We start from the raw sequence: 19,300 nt of genomic DNA, 5'->3' as shown, positions 1-19,300 counted from the left end.
AATAGTGATGTCAAGCGGCAATCTTAAACAGAAGGCTGTATCTGGAATGATGTGGGCGGCGTTGCAGCGCTACTCAACGATATCCATACTGTTCATTTCTGGGATTATACTTGCCCGTTTGCTAACACCGCATGACTATGGCTGCATAGGCATGCTAGCTATCTTTATGGTATTGGCCGAGTGCTTTATTGATAGTGGTTTCGGCTCCGCTCTTATACAAAAGAAACGTCCTACTCAGGAGGATTATTCTACGATATTCTTCTGGAATATCGGAGTGGCTGCAGTACTCTATACAATCCTGTTTTTCTCGGCTCCTGCTATCGCAAGTTTCTATAAAATTCCTTTGTTGTGTGATGTGCTGAGGGTACAGGGCGTTATCTTGTTTATTTATGCATTTAAAATTGTCCAGCGAAACCAATTGCAGAAAAAACTGAATTTCAGAACTTTGTCTATTGTTTCCATTGTCACGTCGCTGACTTCATTAACCATCACGATTGTGATGGCGTATTATGGCTTTGGAGTCTGGGCGTTGGTAGCACAACATCTTCTGACAGCTTTGATTCCTGCTTTCGTGTTCTGGTTCTATGTAAAATGGCGCCCCCAATTTGTATTCTCGGTTAAATCTTTCAAGGAGTTGTTTGGTTTCGGCTTTTATATGTTCCTAACACAGATTATTAATAAATTAGGAGAGGAGATTCAAGGTCTGTTGATAGGAAGATTCTATAATTCTGCGACAATGGGTTATTATTCAAGAGCCAATGCTTCTGAAAAATTAGCTTCTTCAAGCATTGCCTATGTGCTTTCGCAGGTAACATATCCCCTATATGCAGAATTGCAGGATGACAAAGCGCGTCTTTCGAATGCTGTCAGAAAGTTGACAATCTCTCTCTCGTATGTCACCTTTCCGCTGATGTTTATCCTGTTACTATGTGCGAAACCGATTTTCGTGTTGTTGTACTCTGAAAGATGGGTGGAGAGTGTTCCCTATTTCCAGATACTGTGTCTGGCGGGGCTGGCCGCTTGTCTTCAAGGGGTTAATAATCTGTCGATAGCTGCAATCGGGAAGAGTAAGATAATGTTCAAATGGACTGTTATAAAACGCATTGTAGGTATCGTTTTTATTGTCGCCGGTCTGTTGTTGTATGGAATGAAAGGCCTGCTTGTCGGCATGGTGCTGAATACCTGGTTCTCTTATTTCGTTAATATCAGTATGGTATCTATACATATAGGCTATCGCTGGGAGAAACAGGTTCTTGATATCCTGCCTGTTTTGGTAGCCTCTATAACCATCGCAATCATGTCGTACGTTATCGGGACGCTTTGTTCCCTGTCTCTTTATTTGGACGGGATGCTGAAGTTTGTCATCTTTGTAGCACTTTATGCCGGATGGTCGATGCTGTTCCGTCCAGAATCGTATCGGTGTTTTCGTGTGAATATCCTATTGATAACTTCACGGATATTAAGGAGATAAAGAATCATGTATTATCTGGTAGTTATTCTTTTATTACTTGTACTATCTTTCATTTATGATATAAATGGAAAGTTGCAGAGGAGGGATTCCTGGTACAATGTGATGCTTGTGACTTTTATTCTAATTGCAGGTTTGCGTTGGCGAATGGGAATTGATACGCCTAATTATCTTGGTTTTTTTTATCATGTTTATCCCACGATAGATAAATTCTCATTTAAAGACTATGGTCTCTTTAGTAGTCCGCTTTTTGCACTACTCAATTCTTTAGTAAAAACGTTAGGAGGAAGATTTTATGTAGTCCAATTGATTCATGCGACATTTATTAATATATTAATTTTCAGATACATCAAGAAACACAGTTCGTATATCTTCACATGCTTGTTCTTTTATTCTTTTATATGCTATACTACCTATAATATGGAAACGATGCGTGCAAGTATCAGCATCGTTATCTGCCTTTATGCGAATGACTATATCTTGGATAAGAAATGGTGGAAGGGATACATGCTGTATGCTTTGGCACTGATGTTCCATGCTCAGACAATTGTGATGTTTGTATTACCGTTACTCTTTTTCCTGAGATTGAATAAATGGGGATTCATGGTCTTATTGATGTCATTCCTTGTTGGTTTCATTCTTTCAGATCTTCTAAGGGATTACCTTTTCCTCTTAGAAGGAGAAGAGGAATTAGAAGATAGTGTGGCTAAATATGCCAGTTCGGCTAAGTATGGAACAGGTGGAGGCTTATTCCATCTACTTGCTTTCTTTGTACTTCCAACCATATATCTGTTAGGTACTTTTTATTACTTAAAAAACAAAAAGAGTAGTCCTAATGTTAACAGAATGGAGCCGTTTATATTGACAGGACTTGTCTTTATCATGATTAGAACGAATTTCGAGATTGCATATAGATATATTGATTGTTTTAAAATATATTTTGTGATATTATATTCTGAGTTTTTTGTGATACTGATTAAGGACTCAAGGAAAATAGATAAGCTATTGTCTTATGTAAGATCCACAGCAATTCTATTTCCTATTATCTTTTTCCATCTGATTTATACTTACATCATTAGTGATTCTATGTGGTATCGATATTATCCATATAATTCTATATTTGAAAGAAATATTAATAGGGAACAACAGTTAGAATATAACAGGGCGCGATTCGCTAAATTTCCTCGTATAAACAGGGAAGAGTACTAGTTGCTATGAAAACAAATATCTTTATCAGTTACATAGTTCCGTGTTATAATGTTGAACGGTATCTTCCGCGATGTATTAAGTCTCTTGAATGTCAGCAAATCGATGGGGCTGAAGTGGAATTTATCTTAGTGAATGACGGCTCGAAAGATGGAACTCTTAATATTATTAAGGATTTTGCAAAACGAGACAAACGTGTTGTCGTCATAGATCAGCCGAATCAAGGTGTCTGTATGGCTCGAAACAAAGGTTTGAGTCTGGCAAAGGGGAAATATGTTTTCTTCCTTGATGGCGATGATTGGCTGACAGATGATGCAAGCGAAAAAATACATAGGGCAGGGAGTAAGGGCTATCCAGATATTCTTATCATGGGAAATTATAAGGCTTATGAAGGGGAACCTGAATCGGAAAATGTATGGGTTGATGCTTCAAAATGTGCAAATCCAGGTACCTATGATAAGAACGACTTTTTAGCCGCAGCGAAGAGACTCCCATTATCATTCAAAATCTATCGGACGGAGTTCCTTAAAAAGCGAAACATCATATTCGACAGCTCTTTGGTTGTGGGCGAATTATATGCTTTCTTTATTATCGCATTGGCTGAAGCAGATAAGGTGGGCGTATCCGACGAATATATCATGTACTATCTCAGGAGAAAAGAAGGAAGTGCTGTTTCGCAATTAAATTGTGAACGTGATCTGCGTATTTTAGATACTTTGCATCTGATTGATGATGCTGTGGCCTCAAAATGTCCGAAGATTGGTGAAATAAGCGGGTATCGAAAAACATTGTTTTGGCTGGTTACTGCTTTCTCTGTGATTAAATATGCCAAAAGGGTTGGTTTTCAGACAGAGATAGGAACACTGATAGGGCAAGTAAAAAATGACCCGGTTTATAAAAGGTTGATGAAGAAGATCATTACGAATCATTTTTCTATAAGTAATAAGCATTGTGTACTTAGTCTTCTGATATTATATTTGCCGACATCGGTGTGTTATCGGATTATAAGAGTGGGGATAAAAATATATATGTATATAAATTAACTCACTATGCAAACACAGACATTATCTTATACTCCCCAATGGCATGCCCGTTTATTAGATTATATGAAGGAGGTATATCCCCATAGAGATATCAGATATCTGGATTGGTGGATTACTAATATCGATCAATCTGATGAAGAATGTTGGGAGAAATGTGTTATAATATTGGATAATGAGCAGATAATAGGCTGTACTACTGTCAATGATGCACGTATTCTGATAGATTCTGAAGAAAAACGATTCTTCTCAAGAGGTAATACGATAGTTTCTCCGAATCAACGTGGTAAGGGGATAAGCAAGAAAATTTATAATCGGGTAAACCTCTATGATAACTGGTTCTCTGTAGGGGTAACAGATATAGCCTGGAAGATACAGCCCAAATATGTTAAGCGATTCACACCGATTAGGCCTGTTAATGTTTACATATCTGTTAATTGGTCTATTTGCATGCAGTTACTCAGAAAGATATTCGGGTTTCAACCAGTAACATGTCAATACCCCGAGCATTTATCTGTAAGTCGTTATGAAAAGCTCCAAAAAGTGAGTGATATCAATCAAATAGCTTTTCCCTCTCAGGGGAAATGGATGAAGGATCATGCTGAATTTATACGTGACAAGGTGTTCTTCTTAAAAAGATATTATGATGTTTATAGTCCTGAAAGATATGCTATTTATCAATATCTGTTGAGAGGCAAGAGTATAGGATATGTTGTGGTGCGCACCACAACATATAAGGGACTGGAGATGTTGTCATTGGTTGACTATCGGTTCTTTTCTCGTCAAGATGAAGACAAAGCATTTAAAGCAGCTGCAAAGATTGCAAAAAGCAATAATAAAGGATTGGTTATTACATTGAGTTCAAGAGAATACACATTCAGATTGCTTCCTTTAACGATAAAGATGAAGAAAAAGCTGAATTGTGTTATTGGTACGCCTGAATACAAGGATAGTTTTAACAATATGTTGATAACCTCTGCTGACTCAGATCTGGATTTTGTATATTACAAATAAGGATGATTAATGTTCTATTATTAGGTGGAGGATTGCAGGGCCTGTCTTTCGGTGAATCGTTATTCAAAAAGAAAGATATAAATGTGTCAGTGGTCTCAAACGAATATGAGATTGTTAAAAGCAGATTCTTTTTACATAAATATACTGGTAAAAAGTCTGGTTATGGGGAATGGGTAAAAGATATCCTTGGAAAAGAAAGGTTTGATGTCATTATTCCCATGGGAGATAAGTCTGCTTCTTATCTGAGTAAGAATAAGGCAGAAATAGAAAAGGAATATAATACAAGATGTGCAGTTCCTGATTATAGTGTGTTGTCTGTTGTTGAGAACAAGTCGTCTTTTATGGCATTCTGTGAAGCACACGACATCCCACATCCTCATACCAAAAGCCTTTCGGAAGAGAACATAAACGATGTTGCAGGTGAAATACATTTCCCAGCATTAATCAAACCTGATTATTCTGTAGGTGCTAGGGGAATCACGCGTGTCAATTCACTTGAAGAATTACAGTCTCGTTTCCATGAGATTAGCAGTAAATATGGTACATGCACATTGCAGGAATTCATTGATAATCCCGACTATTATTATAACGTGATGATGTATCGGGATGAAAAAGGGTGTGTCTTAGGCTGTGCCATCATCAAGATTATACGTATGTATCCTATTGGGGCAGGCAGCAGTTCATGTTGTATTACGGTGGAGGACAAAGAATTGGAGCGACTTTGTAAGCAGACACTTGATAAACTTGAATGGGTGGGCATGGCCGATTTTGATGTCTTACAGCGAAAAGACACAGATGAATATAAAATTATTGAGATTAATCCTCGTGTGCCAGCCAGTTTAAGAGCTGCCTACATCTCAGGTGTGGATTTTCCTGAAATTATCGTTGACGATGCCATGAAATTACCAATAGATTCATATTGTTATTCACCGGGCAAGATATTACGATATTTGGGGCTTGACATCTTGTGGTTTATAAAGAGTTCGAAGCGGTTCTCCGTTTTTCCTTCGTGGTTTAATTTCTTAGGAAATAACGTTTATTATCAAGACATTATTTGGAGTGATTCCTCTACTTGGCTTTCATGGCTTGTGTGTGGAATCAAAAAACTTAAACAAAAATGAATAGATTTAAAAGATTACCACTTTATTCTAATTTGGTATACCTTCATGACAATGTCAGGGTCGCTTCCCATGTTATATGAGGATTTCCATAAAGAAAGAGAGAATGAATATACTGACCTTTGACACTGAAGAGTGGTATTATGAGAAGACTGTGCGTGATGCCAGAGAATGGAAATACAAGCAATTTGATGAACTGCTTGACCGATTGCTGGCTGCTCTTGATAGGCGCGGACTGAAAGCTACTTTCTTTTGCATAGGTAAGATGGCGACAGACTTCCCCCATGTCGTCAAGAAAATACATGCTGCCGGACATGAGATAGGCTGCCATTCACATGTCCATACGTGGATGAACAAGTTGACACCAGAAGAGGCATTGGCTGACACGCGTCAGGCTGTAGACGCACTTGAACAGTTAACAGGTGAGAAGGTGAAGAGTTATCGTGCACCAGCATTCTCTGTGGGCGAAACAAACACATGGTTTTTCGAGGTTTTGGCAGAGTGCGGTATTACTCGTGACGCCTCGGTGTTTCCTGCGTCACGCGAATTAGGTGGTTTTCAAAGTTATGGAAGTGCTGTTCCTGCCACCATTCAGTATGGCAATGCCGTGATTCATGAATTCCCGGTGAACACAATACGTCTATTGGGTAAGAACCTGGTATGCACTGGTGGCGGTTACTTCCGCATATTCCCCTACTGGTTAATCCGTCATTTGCTGAACGACTGTGACTACATGATGTATTACTTCCATTTGTCCGACTTGTTAGATGAAAAACGTCCTCGTCTGACGCGTGAGCAGTACGAGCGTTACTTCAATGAGTCTGGTACTTTCCTAAACCGATGGAAACGTCAAATAAAGACAAATATAGGTGTGGCTGACGCTTTCGCCAAACTGGAACATTTGCTCGATTCGGTACAGTTTGTTAATGTTGACAAAGCAGATGTGTTGACTGATTGGATAGACATGCGAACTATACAATTATAAGAAAGGTACTCCATTATGAAACAGAGAATAGAATACATTGATCTGGCAAAAGGGTTTTGTATTATCCTGGTGGTTTTATTCCACGTATTACAACACCTTCGTGTACAATCGGAGTATGTCTATTGGATATCAACATTTCGAATGCCGCTTTATTTCTTCTTGTCCGGTCTTTTTTTTAAGGAATATGAAGGGTTCTTAGGATTTCTCATTAGGAAAATCAACAAATTATTGATTCCCTTTTGTTTCTTCTATATTATTACCTCCTTTCTCTATCCCAATATTCTGCTTTCTTTTGGAATTACGGATCCACATACAGAATCACTTGGCATTCAGGGCTTATGGGCATTTATTATAGAAGGGAGATTTACCAACGGCCCACTATGGTTTCTCTGGTGTCTTTTCATTGTTAACATACTTTTCTATCTATGTGTTACTATAGTCAAGAAGATATGTGTTTCTGACGTTTGGCAAGCTGTTCTGCTGACTATTTTTTGTTTTGCCGTAGGTATGGCCAATTCCTTGTTTATTGCTTCGCATATTAACCTTTTGGGTTTTGTTGACTCTGCATTGGCAGCACTTCCCTTTTTTAGTGTAGGTTATTTGTTCAACAAATTTACAGATATCTTACGTCCTAACGCATGGGGCAAGTTTTTACCCATTCTCATTATTATATGTTTCGCCTTGACATTCATATTCGGCGGAAGATGTAGTTATATGCATAATATATTTTGGATCAATCCGATTGCTCAACATCTTTGTGGCATAACAGGCACTTTGTTCGTCATTTTTTCAGCAAAGATTATTCGGGATATACCATTCATTACATATTGGGGACGTTATTCTATAATGATTCTAGTAAGTCACCAACTGATTCTACAAGTATTATCTCCTCTATTAAGAAATGCTCATCTACCTATCCCAATAACAATTGTTGTATTATTAGGGATAGTTATGTTTAGCTACCAGTTGCTCATCCCTTTGATGAAGAAATACCTGCCGTATGTGACGGCTCAGAAAAATGTGATTAAAATAAAGGAAACAGATATATAATGAAACGACTGATTATTATAGGAGCAGGCGGCATGGGGCGCACGGTGTATAGCAACGCTTTGGAGAGCGTGGGCTATGGAGACGCGTTTGAAGTGAAGGGCTTTATCGATGATGACCTCCATGCACTGGACGGTTTCCCGAATTATCCTCCTGTCATTGGAACCATCAGCGGATACCAGCCTGAGGCAGACGATGTGTTTGTCTGTTCTATTGGCGGAGCTTCACGTAAGCCCTGCATGGAAAATATCATTAGCCGTGGAGGTGAGTTTATCAATGTGATACACCGCACGGCACGCCTGCTCACGAATGTCGTGATAGGTAAGGGCAACTTCATCGGAGCTGACACGGTGATAGGTAACGACGTGGTGATAGGCAACTATAACATGATACAGTCGTACACTATCATTGGGCACGACGTACGTATGGGCGATTTCAATCGCATAGACACACGAGTGACATGCGTGGGTGGTGTCGTGATAGAGGACGAGGTGAATATCCATTCATCGGCAGTTATCAGCCATAAGGTGACAGTGGAAAGCAAATCACGCGTGGCTGCGTTGAGTTTTGTCATCAAGGATGTAAAGACCGGGACAACCGTTATTGGGAATCCTGCAAAGAGGTTAATGTGAAATGAATTGGACTTTAGATAAATATAGATTATGGAGATGAATGATTTTATTGAGAAATTTGCCAGTCTGTTTCTAGAGACGGAACTGAGTGAGTTTAATAAGGATACGGTGTTTCATGAACTGGACGAATATACGTCGTTGATCGCATTGATGATTATCTCAATGATTGACGAAGAGTATGGCGTGACGGTTGAACCAGAGGATATGACAACAGCCGTGACCATCGAGGATTTGTTTAACACGGTGAAAAGACTGAAAGACGAACAATGATGGAGATGTATAATCCATACTCGCTTGCTGGTAAGACGGTACTGGTGACGGGGGCTTCTTCGGGTATCGGCAGGGCTACGGCCATAGAGTGTTCGCGATTAGGGGCGACGGTAGTGGCTACTGGGCGCAATGAGGCAAGGCTTCGTGAGACGATGGCTGCGCTGACAGGTGAAGGCCATGTATCGATATTGGCTGATTTGACAAAGGCAGAAGAGGTGGCACGACTGGTGTCGGAATTGCCCCAGATTGACGGTTTTGTCTGCAACGCTGGCATCATAAAGCGTCGGCCAGTCAGCTACGTGAAAGAAGAGGAACTGCATGAGGTGTTCGAGACTAACACATTTGCGGCATTCATGCTGACAAAGGCTTTGATGAAAGCCAGAAAGATGAACCGAGGTGGTTCGATGGTATTCATGTCGTCGATGGCCGCACGTCAGGTGACACCTGGAAATGCCATGTATGCGGCCTCGAAAGCTGCGGTGGAATCTTTTGCAAGGTCGTGTGCATTGGAATATGCACCGATGCAGGTACGTGCCAATGCTATTCTGGCAGGCATGGTTGAGACGCCATTGACCGTTAAGGGCTTACTCTCTGCTGAGGATTTAGAGCGTGACAAACAACACTACCTGCTGAAACGCCACGGAAAGCCTGAAGAGATAGCATGGGCAGTCATCTACCTGCTGTCGGATGCCAGTGCATGGACGAGTGGGACATCGTTGATGGTGTCTTGTTGAGAAACAAAAACTATTGTAACCTATGGAAGGACTGTTAAAGAATAAGGTGTGTATCATCACAGGTGCTGCCCAGGGAATCGGTAAGGGCATTGCCGAACGGTTTACTGCTGATGGTGCTAAAGTCTATGCTTGTGATTGTCAGGAGTTTCAGCCAGAAAACGAGGGTGTGATTCCCCTTTGTTTCGATGTCTGCGACGCAGCGGCAGTCAAGTCGGCTATGATGCAGGTGTTTAAGGCTGAAGGGCGTATAGACGTGCTGGTCAACAATGCAGGCGTGGTATTCAACCGTAAGATAGGTATGATACGTCGCGACGAGACGGAACTGATGTTTCGTGTGAATGTCATCGCCGTGATAGAGATGGTACAACTCGTATCGCGACTGATGGCTCGTAATGGTGGTGGCTCTATCGTGAATATTGCCTCAGTGACGGCACAGCTCGGCTCGCCAGGACAGTCTGCCTATTCTGCCACCAAGGGGGCTGTCATATCGTTTACGAAGTCGGCTGCCAAGGAATTGGCACCGCAGGGTATCCGTGTGAATGCGGTGGCTCCAGGTATCGTGAAGACCGAGCGTTTTGCGGAACTATATGAGAGTGATGGTTCGAAGATTGACCAGCGTATCTCGCGAATAGGCCTTGGTCGGCTTGGTACGCCAGAGGATATTGCTAATGCCTGCGCATTCCTCGCCTCCGACAGGGCCAGCTATATTTCAGGTGAAATCCTTGGAGTAAACGGATGTGCTTCAATATAGCTGACAATTCTTTCTGAGGAAAGCGCGAGCGGATAATTGACAACTGAGGATGATTCTGAATCTGGACAAATGGCAGAAAGAGGCGATTGCGGCGATTGATTCGCAGGGACAGCAACTGACGTATGGAGAGTTGCGTGACTTTGCTGTACAAGCTGAGCATCTGATGCCTTCGCGGTCGCTGGTGCTCCTGCTCGTAGAGAATAATGTCGGTGGAATAGCATGGACAATCGGAAATATCTGTGCAGGGAATGTGCCGCTGATATTGAATGCCCATTTGGATGAAACGCTATACAAGAGTTTGTATGAACTCTATCAGCCTCCATTCGTTTGCGTACCAGAGGCAATGGCAGACAATTATGGCTATGAGAAGGTGATCACCTGCTATGGCTATACGCTGATGAGGACTGGTAATGAGGCTTGTCTGATGAACGACGAATTATCGCATCTGTTGCCGACATCAGGCAGTACAGGCAGTCCTAAGTTAGTACGCCACAAGTATGAGAATATTGAGGCGGCTGCGCTGAATATATCGACCTTCTTCCAACTTTCAGAAAAGGATCGTCCTCTTATGGTGCTACCTCTCTACTATACGATGGGACTCTCGATGGTGTTCAGTCATTTCTATGTAGGAGCGACGGTATTGATTACCAATCTGAGCATGACTGACCGTCACTTCTGGAAGTTCATCAAGGAAGAGCGGGCTACCAGTTTTACCGGTGTGCCTTTTAGTTTTGAGATACTGAATATGATGCGTTTCTTCCGCATGGATTTGCCGGACTTGACACTGCTTACGCAAGGTGGAGGCCATATGCCAAAGGATATGAATCTGAAATTTGCAGAGTTTTGCCGGGACAACGGCAAACAGTGGATTGCCACCTACGGACAATCGGAATGTACGGCACGTATGGCTTGGTTGCCGCCGAAGTGGGCCATAGAGAAGGTTGGCAGTATCGGTATAGCCGTGCCTAATGCTGAACTCTCGCTGATAGATATGAATGGGGATCCAATAACAACCCCTCATACTGAGGGTGAGATGTGCTACAGAGGAAAGAACGTCACAATGGGCTACGCCTATAGTCGTGAAGACTTACTGTTGGGTGATGAAAGACATGGCTTTATCCGTACTGGTGATCTGGCCTATTTTGATGAAGACGGCTGTTATTATATCGTTGGCCGTATAGGGCGTTTCCTGAAACTTTTTGGTATGAGGGTAGGACTCGATGAATGTGAAAAGATTATTAAGAGTAAGTTCTCTGGACTTGAATGTGCCTGTGTCGGAACAGACGAGAAAATGCTCGTCTATCTGACAGATGAGAAATACAAGAATCAAGTGAAGGAGGAACTTGTAAGCAGATTGAAGCTCGTTGCTTTATCTTTTGAGGTCCGGATTATCACTGAGATTCCGAAGAATGAAGCCGGTAAGATATTATATGCAAATCTGGATAGGAATTGAAGAATTGTCTTCAGAATGAAAAATAAGAAGAGCGAACTACAACAGAAGATAATGAGCAACGACAGCATCAAGGTAACATCACCATTGCTGCCACCACTCAATGCATTCACCACCATGCTGGAAGACATCTGGGAGCGGCGGTGGATCACAAACAACGGTGAATACCACCGACGTCTTGAGCAGGCACTGGCAGATTATCTTCAGGTGCCTTTCGTGAGCCTATTCACTAATGGTACACAGCCAATCATCACCGCACTACATGCTCTTGACATTAAAGGAGAGGTTATCACCACTCCATATTCCTTTGTTGCCACAACACATGCGTTGTGGTGGAATGGCATCAAACCGGTGTTCGTTGACATCGACCCTGCCAATGGCAACATCAACCCTGCAGAGATAGAGGCTGCCATCACCCCCAATACGACAGCCATCATGCCTGTCCATGTCTATGGCAACCCTTGTGACATCAAGGCAATAAAAGAGATTGCCGACCGGTATCATCTGAAAGTTATATACGATGCTGCACATGCGTTTGGCGTGGCGAAAGACGGGGAGAGTATACTCAATGCCGGTGACCTTTCCACTATCAGTTTCCACGCCACGAAGGTCTTTAATACTATCGAGGGCGGGGCAATGGTCATGCATGATGCAGAGATGAAACAGCGCATCGACTACTTGAAGAATTTCGGCTTTGAGGACGACGTGACCGTGGTGGGGCCTGGCATCAACTCCAAAATGGACGAAATACGTGCTGCCTACGGACTATTGAACCTGCGTCTGGTGGATGATGCCATCGAGGCGCGGCATCAAGTGGCCCTGCGTTATCGTGAAGCACTGCGAGATGTTGAAGGTATCACTTTTTGGGAGGACCAGCCTGATGTACGCCATAATTACGGTTACTTCCCCATTTTTGTCGACGCTAAGAAGTATGGCATGACACGTGACCAGTTGTATTTCCGTATGCAGGAAAGAGGTGTCTATGGGCGACGTTATTTCTATCCACTCATCAGCACGTTCTCACCATATCGAGACCTGCCGAGTGCTACACCCAAAAACCTTCCCAATGCTAACAAGTTGGCTGATGAAGTGATCTGTCTGCCTATACACCATGCGTTGACGGAGGAGGATGTGGAAAGAGTGATTAAAATATTGAAGATATAATTATTACATGATAAAACAACCCATTGAAATTCGTAATCTCTACGAGCATGAGACTGACGCTTACAATCTGGAAGGCTTCGAGCCCCAGATTGTCGATGCCGAATATCTGAAACAACTTGGCGTAACGATAGAACCCTCTGACGAGACGCTGCAAGGACTCATCCGAGGCTCCAAACTGTTTATGAAACGCTTGGAGGAGCATACCGTCATCCCCAAGTCGGTGCTCTACTTGGAGGACTGCGACCCCGACACGGTGGAGACCGAAATCCACAATTATACAGGCCGCTGCCCGACACTGACCTTCGAGGTGAATCCTGTCAAGGGCTGTCACGTGGGCTGTCAGTACTGTTTGGTGACCGATGGCGTTCATGAGCAGAAACTGGTGGCCTACGAGAACTACCACTTATATGTGCGCAAACTCTTAGAGGAGATGAACGGACAGAGCAGCGAGTGCCATCAAGCTTGCATGAATGGCCGAGCCGCGATGGACGAAGGCAAAGCCAACGGTGCCTGCAGCGAACAGCCGAATGTCGTGAAGCCGGAAGATATCAAAGAGCGCAGCCGACTGCTGCAAGAACTGGCTAACGCCATCGTCGAGTCACCCGAGAAGAAGAAGGATATTGAGCGGCAGATTGTGGCGCTGAGCCGTGGCAAAAACTGGAAGCACTACTATTACTTCACGCCCAAGACCGAGGCCCTGCAGGAGCCGACGCTCTACACCGGCATCGCCCACCGCATCCTGCGTGAGTTCATCGCTCACTTCAAGAAATACCCCAACAGCAACGCTCGTCTCTTCATCGCATCGAAGGCCGGTACCAAGCACCTGTTGGTGGAGAACGAAGGTGAGACCATCCTCGACCTTTTCGAGCAACTGAAGGACAAAATGCAGTTCAATACCTCGGTAAGTATCATGCCCAAAGCCTTCCGAGACCTACTAGAGCCCTACGCCGCCCCGATAGAAGAACGACTGGCTGCCGTGAAGATGTGTCAGGAGCGCGGCATACAGGCCAACTCGGCCCTGGTGCAGCCCATCTTCGTGCCTTACCTCACCGACGAGCACATCAAGGGGTTCTTCGACAAGCTTCATGATGCTGGCATCGTGAATTACAAGCCCGAGTTCCTCACGGCCTGCATGGAGAATCTGGCACAATTAGGGCAGTGGCTCGGCCATTTCGACAAAAATATGGAGCGCGACCTCTACATGGACTATATCAGTCCGAAGAACGCTGACCACCGCAAGCAGCGCGGACGCACTGCACCTAACCGTGCGCTCTCGATAGAGAATATCCAGCGACTGATGAAATATACTGAAACCCTTGGCATGTCCACCAGCATCTGCTTCTGGGTGCGCAACCAGTTGAAGGTGCCCACTAGCATCATTCCCATCATCAACCGTAACGGATTCCAGTGTCTAGGATACCAGTCAAGACTATTTAAAGGAGAGTGAGCCCTCAGGACATATGTTTTCAGCTGTTCGCTGACAAGACCGCCTACTACCATCATTGGTATCACGACCGCCCGATGCTGATTACCTCGGAGCGGCGCGATGAACTGCGCCGCGTGCAGGCCCTGCTCTATAAGTGTATTTCCTATATGGCGGAACACTACCGCGAGTGGGTACCGGAATATATGCCTTTGGATGAGAAGGTGATGGAGATTCTTGAACGTCAGAGCCGCTATCCCTTTCGGGCAGGTGCCTACCGTCCCGATTATCTCATAAGTGGGGACGGTAGGCTGTTGCTGGTCGAGATCACCAGCCGCTTCTTCGGTCACGGCATCTGGATGAACTATCCCTCTGTGGTCAAAGCCAAGCAATTCATGGCGACTCATCCCGGCGTATCCTGGGAAAACAGCTATAATGAGTTGCTGAGTTATATGCGCGACACCATCCCCGATAGTTTTCCTCTCTACGTGTTGAAAAGCAGCGACCCGACGCCTGAGATTGCCCTCTACAAGAGGTTCTATGAGTACTACGGACATGAGGTAACCGTCTATGAAGCAGAAGAAGTGGAAACTCATATAGACCAGTGGAGTCACGACGCAGTAGTGATCAGTGCGCTCAATCAGCAAGACCTTCTATCCTTCCGGATGGAGACCCTGCAAGCCATGATTGATGCACGGATGCTGAACGATTTCCGCACCATCTTCCTAGCTCACGACAAGCGCTTCCTGCACCTCATCTTCGTTGATGACTTCACCCGCCAGTGTCTCACACAGGAAGAAACGGCGTTTTTGCGCCAGCACACAATCCCCACCTATTTATATAATGAGCATCCGGAGATATGGGAGGATGCTCTAAAGAACAAGGATAACTACATTCTCAAACCCTACGATTTGGGTAAGAGTGTAGGTCTGTATGCCGGTGTCATGACTGATGAGCGGACATGGCGGAATGTACTGGAAGCAAAGGCCAATGTTTTACAGCCTTTCATCCAGCAGCGTACGTATCCCTGCGAATGGGAGGGCAAGCACTACGACGAGTATGTCTGTGGCATGATGCTCTGCATGGATGATCGCTATTTCGACAGCGGCATGTTCCGCACTAGCAGTGCCCCAGTGACCAACAAGGTCGATGACCGCAAGATGTGCGTCATCCATAGTGATGACGAAGGACTGAAACAAAACTGTTATGTGTTATGATTGACGGGAAACGCCATATTGCTATCATGCAGCCATACTTTTTCCCGTACATCGGCTACTGGCAACTCATAAATGCTACCGATTTGTTTGTTGTTGGCGACAATGTTCACTATATCAAGCATGGCTGGATCAACCGTAACCGTATTCTGGGCGAAGGCGGCCAACCACAGTACTTTGGCATTGAAGTCAGTCATGCCTCTTGCAATAGTCTCATCTGCGAGATAAGTCGGGTGGTTAGCCGCAAACGGGCTGATTATCTGTGCCGTGTGTTGAAGTTCTACTACAGCCAAGCACCACACTACAGCGAGGCGATGGAAGTCATCAAACCTATTTTACTGGATGAGGAATCCGACCTGACGCGTTATCTTGTCAAGCAACTGAGGGCTGTGGCCGATTATTTAGGCATCAATACGGAATTCAGAATGCTCTCGGAGGTGTCAGACCGCTGGGAGTTCAGGACTCCGGAGATTATCCGTTGCGCTTGCGAGCACTTCGGTTATACCGACTATATTAATCCTTCCGGTGCGGGAATGAATTACTACGACAAGGATACTTTCCGTGAGATGGGCATCAACCTCAGTTTCCTGCGGCGCAATGAGGACATCCGCTACAAGCAACGCTCTGATGAGTTTGTCCCCGATCTGAGTATCATCGACCTGATGATGTTCTGCTCGCGCAGCGAACTACACAATATATTGAACAGTTATCATTTCTTGTAAACATGGCAGAATCGCTGAAAAATAAAATGGTAAAAGGATTAGGCTGCTCGACCTTGGACAATGCTGCGTGCTACAATATGGTGGCAACAAGGTGTTTCACTTATAACCAAGCCACCTTGATAACAGATGCATTGCACGGATTTATAATTCAGAAGACAGATTTTCCTGTTGTATATATAGTAATTGACGATGGCAGTATTGACGGTGAACCCGATGTGTTGAAAAAATGGGCTGCAGAGAATCTGGATGTGGAAGAGGGCACGCAGTTATGTAAGACCATGCATTATGGACAACTTATTACTGCCAAGTTGAGGGGTAACTCGCTGGCATCTTTCGTAATAGTGTTATTGGCAGATAATCACTACCAGGCGGGTATTTATTATAAAGTTCATGAATACATTGCAGAATGGGAGGGAAATGCAAAATACTTAGCAGTTTGTGACGGAGACGATTATTGGACTGACCCTCAGAAACTGCAGAAACAAGTAGATATTTTAGAATCTGATGACAGTATTGGTTTAGTTCATGCAAAGGCTAAGGTTTTTGATCAAAACAAGAATCGCTACACTAGAATATATGGGAATGATAAGGACGAATTCAGACAGATTATAATATCTAATCCCATTTGTCATTCTACTACTTGCTATAGGAATTCACTTCGATCTGCATACGAAAATGAAAAGAAAAATTGGGACACCTCTAACTGGAAAATGGGAGATGCGCCTATGTGGCTGTGGATGTCGTATTACTTCACGTTTCATTTCATGGATGAAGAAGTGGCTGTTTATCGTGAAATTAAAGGGTCTATCGCTCATTCTGTATCAATAGATGATAGACTTGCGTTTCATAATAGTAGCCTAGAGGTTTGTTTATTTTTTGCAGACTTATTCCATCAAGGAATTGAAATAAAAAAGCAAATATATAATAGTGCATACAAGAATTGTGCATTAAGCTGTATTTATAGTGGTAGAATAATGGATGCAAATAAGTTTCTGAAGGAAGTGCCTTTTATGTACAGGTGTTACTTCATTTTGTTTGCTTTAGGGTACTATCTGAAAAAGAATATTAGCAATTATTTAAGGCTGAATTGCATCTAAGGAGCGAAGCCGCCAAAACATCATATGCAAAACTGGAAAATAAGTAGAATATGGAAAATATAGAGAAGTACATTGAAGCATTTGTGCATGTGTTTGGTGCACAGGCTGGAGATCTGAATGACAAGTATGGGAAGGCTACAGTAGAAGAGTGGGATTCTGTACACCAGTTGAGTCTGGTGGCGGAGCTGGAAGAGGCTTTCGACATTATGTTCGACCCAGAGGACATTATGGAAATGACGTCCTATGCCAAAGGAAAAGATTTGTTAAAGAAATACGATATTGAGTTGTAATGGCACGCTGGGAAATAAAGAATGTCAATATCGCCGGGGTGGCAATGGCGGTGCCTGAGCATACTGTCAAGACTGCCGATATAGACCTCTTTACTAAGGAGGAAGCTGAGCTGTTTGACAATACGGTTGGCATTAAGTCACGCCATATCGCACCAGAATCGATGTGCGCTTCTGACATGTGTCAGGCAGCTGGCGAGAAGTTGTTGGAAGAGCTTGGATGGGAAAAAGAGAGCATCGATGCGCTGATTTTCGAGTCGGTAACGGGGGACTATCGCACACCACCAACCTCCTGTCTGCTGCAATACCGCATGGGACTTAGCGAGGACTGCTTCTGCGTAGATGTTCCGATGGGCTGTTGCGGTTGTATGTATGCCATTACCGTAGCAGGCAACCTGCTCACTATGGGGCAGATTAAGCGAGCCCTGGTGTTGGTGGGAGATACGGCATTGAGGATGGGCTCGATGAAAGATAAGAGTCGTGTACCTCTCTTTGGTGATGGTGGTACTGCCTTGGCATTGGAATATGATGAAAGTGCGAACGATATCATTATCGACTTCCATACATTAGGAAAAGGAGGAGATGCTTTGATGACGCCTCATGGTGGTTTCCGACATCCTGCGACGCCTGAAAGTTTTGAGTACGAAGACTTTGGTAATGGCATTGTCCGTGCTCCAATTCACACCATGATTAATGGCATGAAGGTATTTACATTTGCCATCAGCCGTCCACCGAAGAGTGTTGAGCAGTTCATGGCAGATTATAATATCGACCGGAATACTGATATCGACTACTTCCTGATTCACCAGGCTAATAAGATGATCGTAGATCGCGTGGTTAAGAAGTTGAAACTGCCGTTAGAGAAGTGTCCGTATAATCTGGAAGAGTTCGGTAATCTGGGCGGTGCCAGTATTCCTTCATTGATGGTAACGAGAATTGCAGATAAACTTAAAAAAGAACCTACGACCATTCTCGGCTCGTCATTCGGTCTTGGCCTCACTTGGGGCACGATGCTGCTGAAAACGAAGCCGATGGTAATACCTGATTTGATTCGTTTGTATGTATAATAGATTCTTTAAACGGCTGTTGGATTTCTGTATCTCGCTCATTCTCTTAGTCTGCATATCTCCGATACTGCTGGCTATTTCTATATGGCTGTATTTCGCCAATAAAGGGGCTGGAGCTTTCTTTTTTCAGGAACGGCCGGGGAAGGATGAGAAGTTGTTCAAGGTTATCAAGTTCAAGACGATGAAAGACGAGTGGGGACCGGATGGAAAACCTCTACCCGATGCCCAACGATTGACCAAAGTAGGAAAGTTTATCCGCTCTACGTCTTTAGATGAGTTGCCACAGTTGATTAATGTTCTGAAGGGAGACATGGCTCTCATAGGGCCACGCCCCTTATTGGTTCAATATCTGCCACTCTATAGTAAGGAACAGGCTCGTAGACACGAAGTCAGACCTGGCATATCAGGCTGGGCGCAGTGCCACGGGCGTAATGCTATTAGCTGGACGGATAAGTTAAAACTGGATGTGTGGTATGTGGATCACTGCACGTTGTGGACAGACTTGAAGATTGTCTTCATAACGATTAAGAAGGTATTAAAACGAGAGGGCGTATCAGAAGAAGGCCAAGCTACAGTAGAGGAGTTTAATGGTCATAACTAGTAACAGATGA

The 19,300-nt window shown here is 43.8% G+C and carries 20 protein-coding genes; all 20 read left to right on the top strand.

Annotated elements, in window-relative coordinates; genetic code table 11:
- The first annotated feature begins 7 nt into the window (after positions 1-7).
- The 20 genes from BMX82_RS10695 to BMX82_RS10600 all read left to right on the top strand — a co-directional run bounded on the left by BMX82_RS10695 (position 8) and on the right by BMX82_RS10600 (position 19,290).
- Positions 8-1,471, top strand: a complete 1,464-nt coding sequence (locus tag BMX82_RS10695) for a lipopolysaccharide biosynthesis protein (protein WP_091768794.1) — start codon at positions 8-10, stop codon at positions 1,469-1,471.
- Between the two features lie 6 nt (positions 1,472-1,477).
- Entirely contained in the window at positions 1,478-2,677 is a 1,200-nt protein-coding gene (locus BMX82_RS10690) for an EpsG family protein (RefSeq protein ID WP_091768791.1), read from the top strand.
- Positions 2,678-2,682: 5 nt separating this feature from the next.
- Complete coding sequence (locus BMX82_RS10685; RefSeq protein ID WP_091768788.1) at positions 2,683-3,717, top strand: glycosyltransferase family 2 protein; 1,035 nt, start codon at positions 2,683-2,685, stop codon at positions 3,715-3,717.
- 6 nt (positions 3,718-3,723) lie between these two features.
- Positions 3,724-4,728 (top strand): GNAT family protein, encoded by a 1,005-nt coding sequence (locus BMX82_RS10680; RefSeq protein ID WP_143058358.1) that lies wholly within the window; start codon positions 3,724-3,726, stop codon positions 4,726-4,728.
- 2 nt (positions 4,729-4,730) lie between these two features.
- Complete coding sequence (locus BMX82_RS10675) at positions 4,731-5,849, top strand: carboxylate--amine ligase (RefSeq protein ID WP_091768782.1); 1,119 nt, start codon at positions 4,731-4,733, stop codon at positions 5,847-5,849.
- 103 nt (positions 5,850-5,952) lie between these two features.
- Complete coding sequence (locus tag BMX82_RS10670; RefSeq protein ID WP_091768779.1) at positions 5,953-6,831, top strand: polysaccharide deacetylase family protein; 879 nt, start codon at positions 5,953-5,955, stop codon at positions 6,829-6,831.
- A 15-nt stretch (positions 6,832-6,846) separates the two neighbouring features.
- On the top strand, positions 6,847-7,881 hold the full coding sequence (locus tag BMX82_RS10665; RefSeq protein WP_091768776.1) for an acyltransferase family protein: 1,035 nt from the start codon (positions 6,847-6,849) through the stop codon (positions 7,879-7,881).
- Positions 7,881-8,510, top strand: coding sequence for an acetyltransferase (locus BMX82_RS10660; RefSeq protein WP_091768773.1), 630 nt, complete (start codon positions 7,881-7,883; stop codon positions 8,508-8,510). Before BMX82_RS10665 ends, BMX82_RS10660 begins: the two co-directional genes overlap by 1 nt.
- 30 nt (positions 8,511-8,540) lie before the next feature.
- A complete protein-coding gene (locus tag BMX82_RS10655) occupies positions 8,541-8,780 on the top strand; it encodes an acyl carrier protein (protein ID WP_091768770.1) in 240 nt (79 codons plus the stop codon).
- Entirely contained in the window at positions 8,777-9,514 is a 738-nt protein-coding gene (locus BMX82_RS10650) for an SDR family NAD(P)-dependent oxidoreductase (protein ID WP_255396600.1), read from the top strand. Before BMX82_RS10655 ends, BMX82_RS10650 begins: the two co-directional genes overlap by 4 nt.
- 22 nt (positions 9,515-9,536) lie before the next feature.
- Positions 9,537-10,265: an SDR family NAD(P)-dependent oxidoreductase gene (locus BMX82_RS10645; RefSeq protein ID WP_091768767.1), complete on the top strand. Its 729-nt coding sequence runs from the start codon at positions 9,537-9,539 to the stop codon at positions 10,263-10,265.
- Between the two features lie 49 nt (positions 10,266-10,314).
- Positions 10,315-11,718, top strand: a complete 1,404-nt coding sequence (locus tag BMX82_RS10640) for an AMP-binding protein (RefSeq protein WP_091768764.1) — start codon at positions 10,315-10,317, stop codon at positions 11,716-11,718.
- 51 nt (positions 11,719-11,769) lie between these two features.
- The gene (locus tag BMX82_RS10635) at positions 11,770-12,879 is read left to right on the top strand and encodes a DegT/DnrJ/EryC1/StrS family aminotransferase (protein ID WP_091769494.1); all 1,110 of its coding nucleotides are present in this window, start codon (positions 11,770-11,772) and stop codon (positions 12,877-12,879) included.
- A 7-nt stretch (positions 12,880-12,886) separates the two neighbouring features.
- Positions 12,887-14,326 carry a radical SAM family protein gene (locus BMX82_RS10630; RefSeq protein ID WP_091768761.1) on the top strand — a complete coding sequence of 480 codons (1,440 nt, stop codon included), beginning with the start codon at positions 12,887-12,889 and terminating at the stop codon, positions 14,324-14,326.
- Positions 14,323-15,519, top strand: a complete 1,197-nt coding sequence (locus tag BMX82_RS10625) for a hypothetical protein (protein WP_091768758.1) — start codon at positions 14,323-14,325, stop codon at positions 15,517-15,519. The genes BMX82_RS10630 and BMX82_RS10625 overlap by 4 nt, the downstream gene beginning before the upstream one ends.
- A complete protein-coding gene (locus tag BMX82_RS10620; protein WP_091768755.1) occupies positions 15,516-16,238 on the top strand; it encodes a WbqC family protein in 723 nt (240 codons plus the stop codon). Before BMX82_RS10625 ends, BMX82_RS10620 begins: the two co-directional genes overlap by 4 nt.
- 2 nt (positions 16,239-16,240) lie before the next feature.
- Entirely contained in the window at positions 16,241-17,335 is a 1,095-nt protein-coding gene (locus tag BMX82_RS10615) for a glycosyltransferase family protein (RefSeq protein ID WP_091768752.1), read from the top strand.
- A 50-nt stretch (positions 17,336-17,385) separates the two neighbouring features.
- Entirely contained in the window at positions 17,386-17,625 is a 240-nt protein-coding gene (locus tag BMX82_RS10610) for a phosphopantetheine-binding protein (protein WP_091768749.1), read from the top strand.
- A complete protein-coding gene (locus BMX82_RS10605) occupies positions 17,625-18,689 on the top strand; it encodes a 3-oxoacyl-ACP synthase III family protein (RefSeq protein ID WP_091768746.1) in 1,065 nt (354 codons plus the stop codon). Before BMX82_RS10610 ends, BMX82_RS10605 begins: the two co-directional genes overlap by 1 nt.
- Positions 18,682-19,290, top strand: a complete 609-nt coding sequence (locus BMX82_RS10600; RefSeq protein ID WP_091768725.1) for a sugar transferase — start codon at positions 18,682-18,684, stop codon at positions 19,288-19,290. Before BMX82_RS10605 ends, BMX82_RS10600 begins: the two co-directional genes overlap by 8 nt.
- The last annotated feature ends 10 nt before the right edge of the window (positions 19,291-19,300 follow it).

Source organism: Prevotella sp. khp7, from assembly GCF_900109055.1.
Taxonomy (GTDB): Bacteria; Bacteroidota; Bacteroidia; order Bacteroidales; family Bacteroidaceae; genus Prevotella.
Note: the sequence above shows the minus strand (reverse complement) of the source record. Positions and strands in the feature narration are given on the sequence as shown.

What these genes read in the sequence shown, in the direction of transcription:
- BMX82_RS10695 (WP_091768794.1), top strand. Translation starts at nt 8, where the DNA reads ATGTCAAGCGGCAATCTTAAACAGAAGGCTGTATCTGGAATGATGTGG.
- BMX82_RS10650 (WP_255396600.1), top strand. Translation starts at nt 8,777, where the DNA reads ATGATGGAGATGTATAATCCATACTCGCTTGCTGGTAAGACGGTACTG.
- BMX82_RS10620 (WP_091768755.1), top strand. Translation starts at nt 15,516, where the DNA reads ATGATTGACGGGAAACGCCATATTGCTATCATGCAGCCATACTTTTTC.
- BMX82_RS10685 (WP_091768788.1), top strand. Translation starts at nt 2,683, where the DNA reads ATGAAAACAAATATCTTTATCAGTTACATAGTTCCGTGTTATAATGTT.
- BMX82_RS10675 (WP_091768782.1), top strand. Translation starts at nt 4,731, where the DNA reads ATGATTAATGTTCTATTATTAGGTGGAGGATTGCAGGGCCTGTCTTTC.
- BMX82_RS10600 (WP_091768725.1), top strand. Translation starts at nt 18,682, where the DNA reads ATGTATAATAGATTCTTTAAACGGCTGTTGGATTTCTGTATCTCGCTC.
- BMX82_RS10670 (WP_091768779.1), top strand. Translation starts at nt 5,953, where the DNA reads ATGAATATACTGACCTTTGACACTGAAGAGTGGTATTATGAGAAGACT.
- BMX82_RS10635 (WP_091769494.1), top strand. Translation starts at nt 11,770, where the DNA reads ATGAGCAACGACAGCATCAAGGTAACATCACCATTGCTGCCACCACTC.
- BMX82_RS10655 (WP_091768770.1), top strand. Translation starts at nt 8,541, where the DNA reads ATGGAGATGAATGATTTTATTGAGAAATTTGCCAGTCTGTTTCTAGAG.
- BMX82_RS10690 (WP_091768791.1), top strand. Translation starts at nt 1,478, where the DNA reads ATGTATTATCTGGTAGTTATTCTTTTATTACTTGTACTATCTTTCATT.
- BMX82_RS10665 (WP_091768776.1), top strand. Translation starts at nt 6,847, where the DNA reads ATGAAACAGAGAATAGAATACATTGATCTGGCAAAAGGGTTTTGTATT.
- BMX82_RS10640 (WP_091768764.1), top strand. Translation starts at nt 10,315, where the DNA reads ATGATTCTGAATCTGGACAAATGGCAGAAAGAGGCGATTGCGGCGATT.
- BMX82_RS10630 (WP_091768761.1), top strand. Translation starts at nt 12,887, where the DNA reads ATGATAAAACAACCCATTGAAATTCGTAATCTCTACGAGCATGAGACT.
- BMX82_RS10645 (WP_091768767.1), top strand. Translation starts at nt 9,537, where the DNA reads ATGGAAGGACTGTTAAAGAATAAGGTGTGTATCATCACAGGTGCTGCC.
- BMX82_RS10680 (WP_143058358.1), top strand. Translation starts at nt 3,724, where the DNA reads ATGCAAACACAGACATTATCTTATACTCCCCAATGGCATGCCCGTTTA.
- BMX82_RS10660 (WP_091768773.1), top strand. Translation starts at nt 7,881, where the DNA reads ATGAAACGACTGATTATTATAGGAGCAGGCGGCATGGGGCGCACGGTG.
- BMX82_RS10610 (WP_091768749.1), top strand. Translation starts at nt 17,386, where the DNA reads ATGGAAAATATAGAGAAGTACATTGAAGCATTTGTGCATGTGTTTGGT.
- BMX82_RS10615 (WP_091768752.1), top strand. Translation starts at nt 16,241, where the DNA reads ATGGCAGAATCGCTGAAAAATAAAATGGTAAAAGGATTAGGCTGCTCG.
- BMX82_RS10605 (WP_091768746.1), top strand. Translation starts at nt 17,625, where the DNA reads ATGGCACGCTGGGAAATAAAGAATGTCAATATCGCCGGGGTGGCAATG.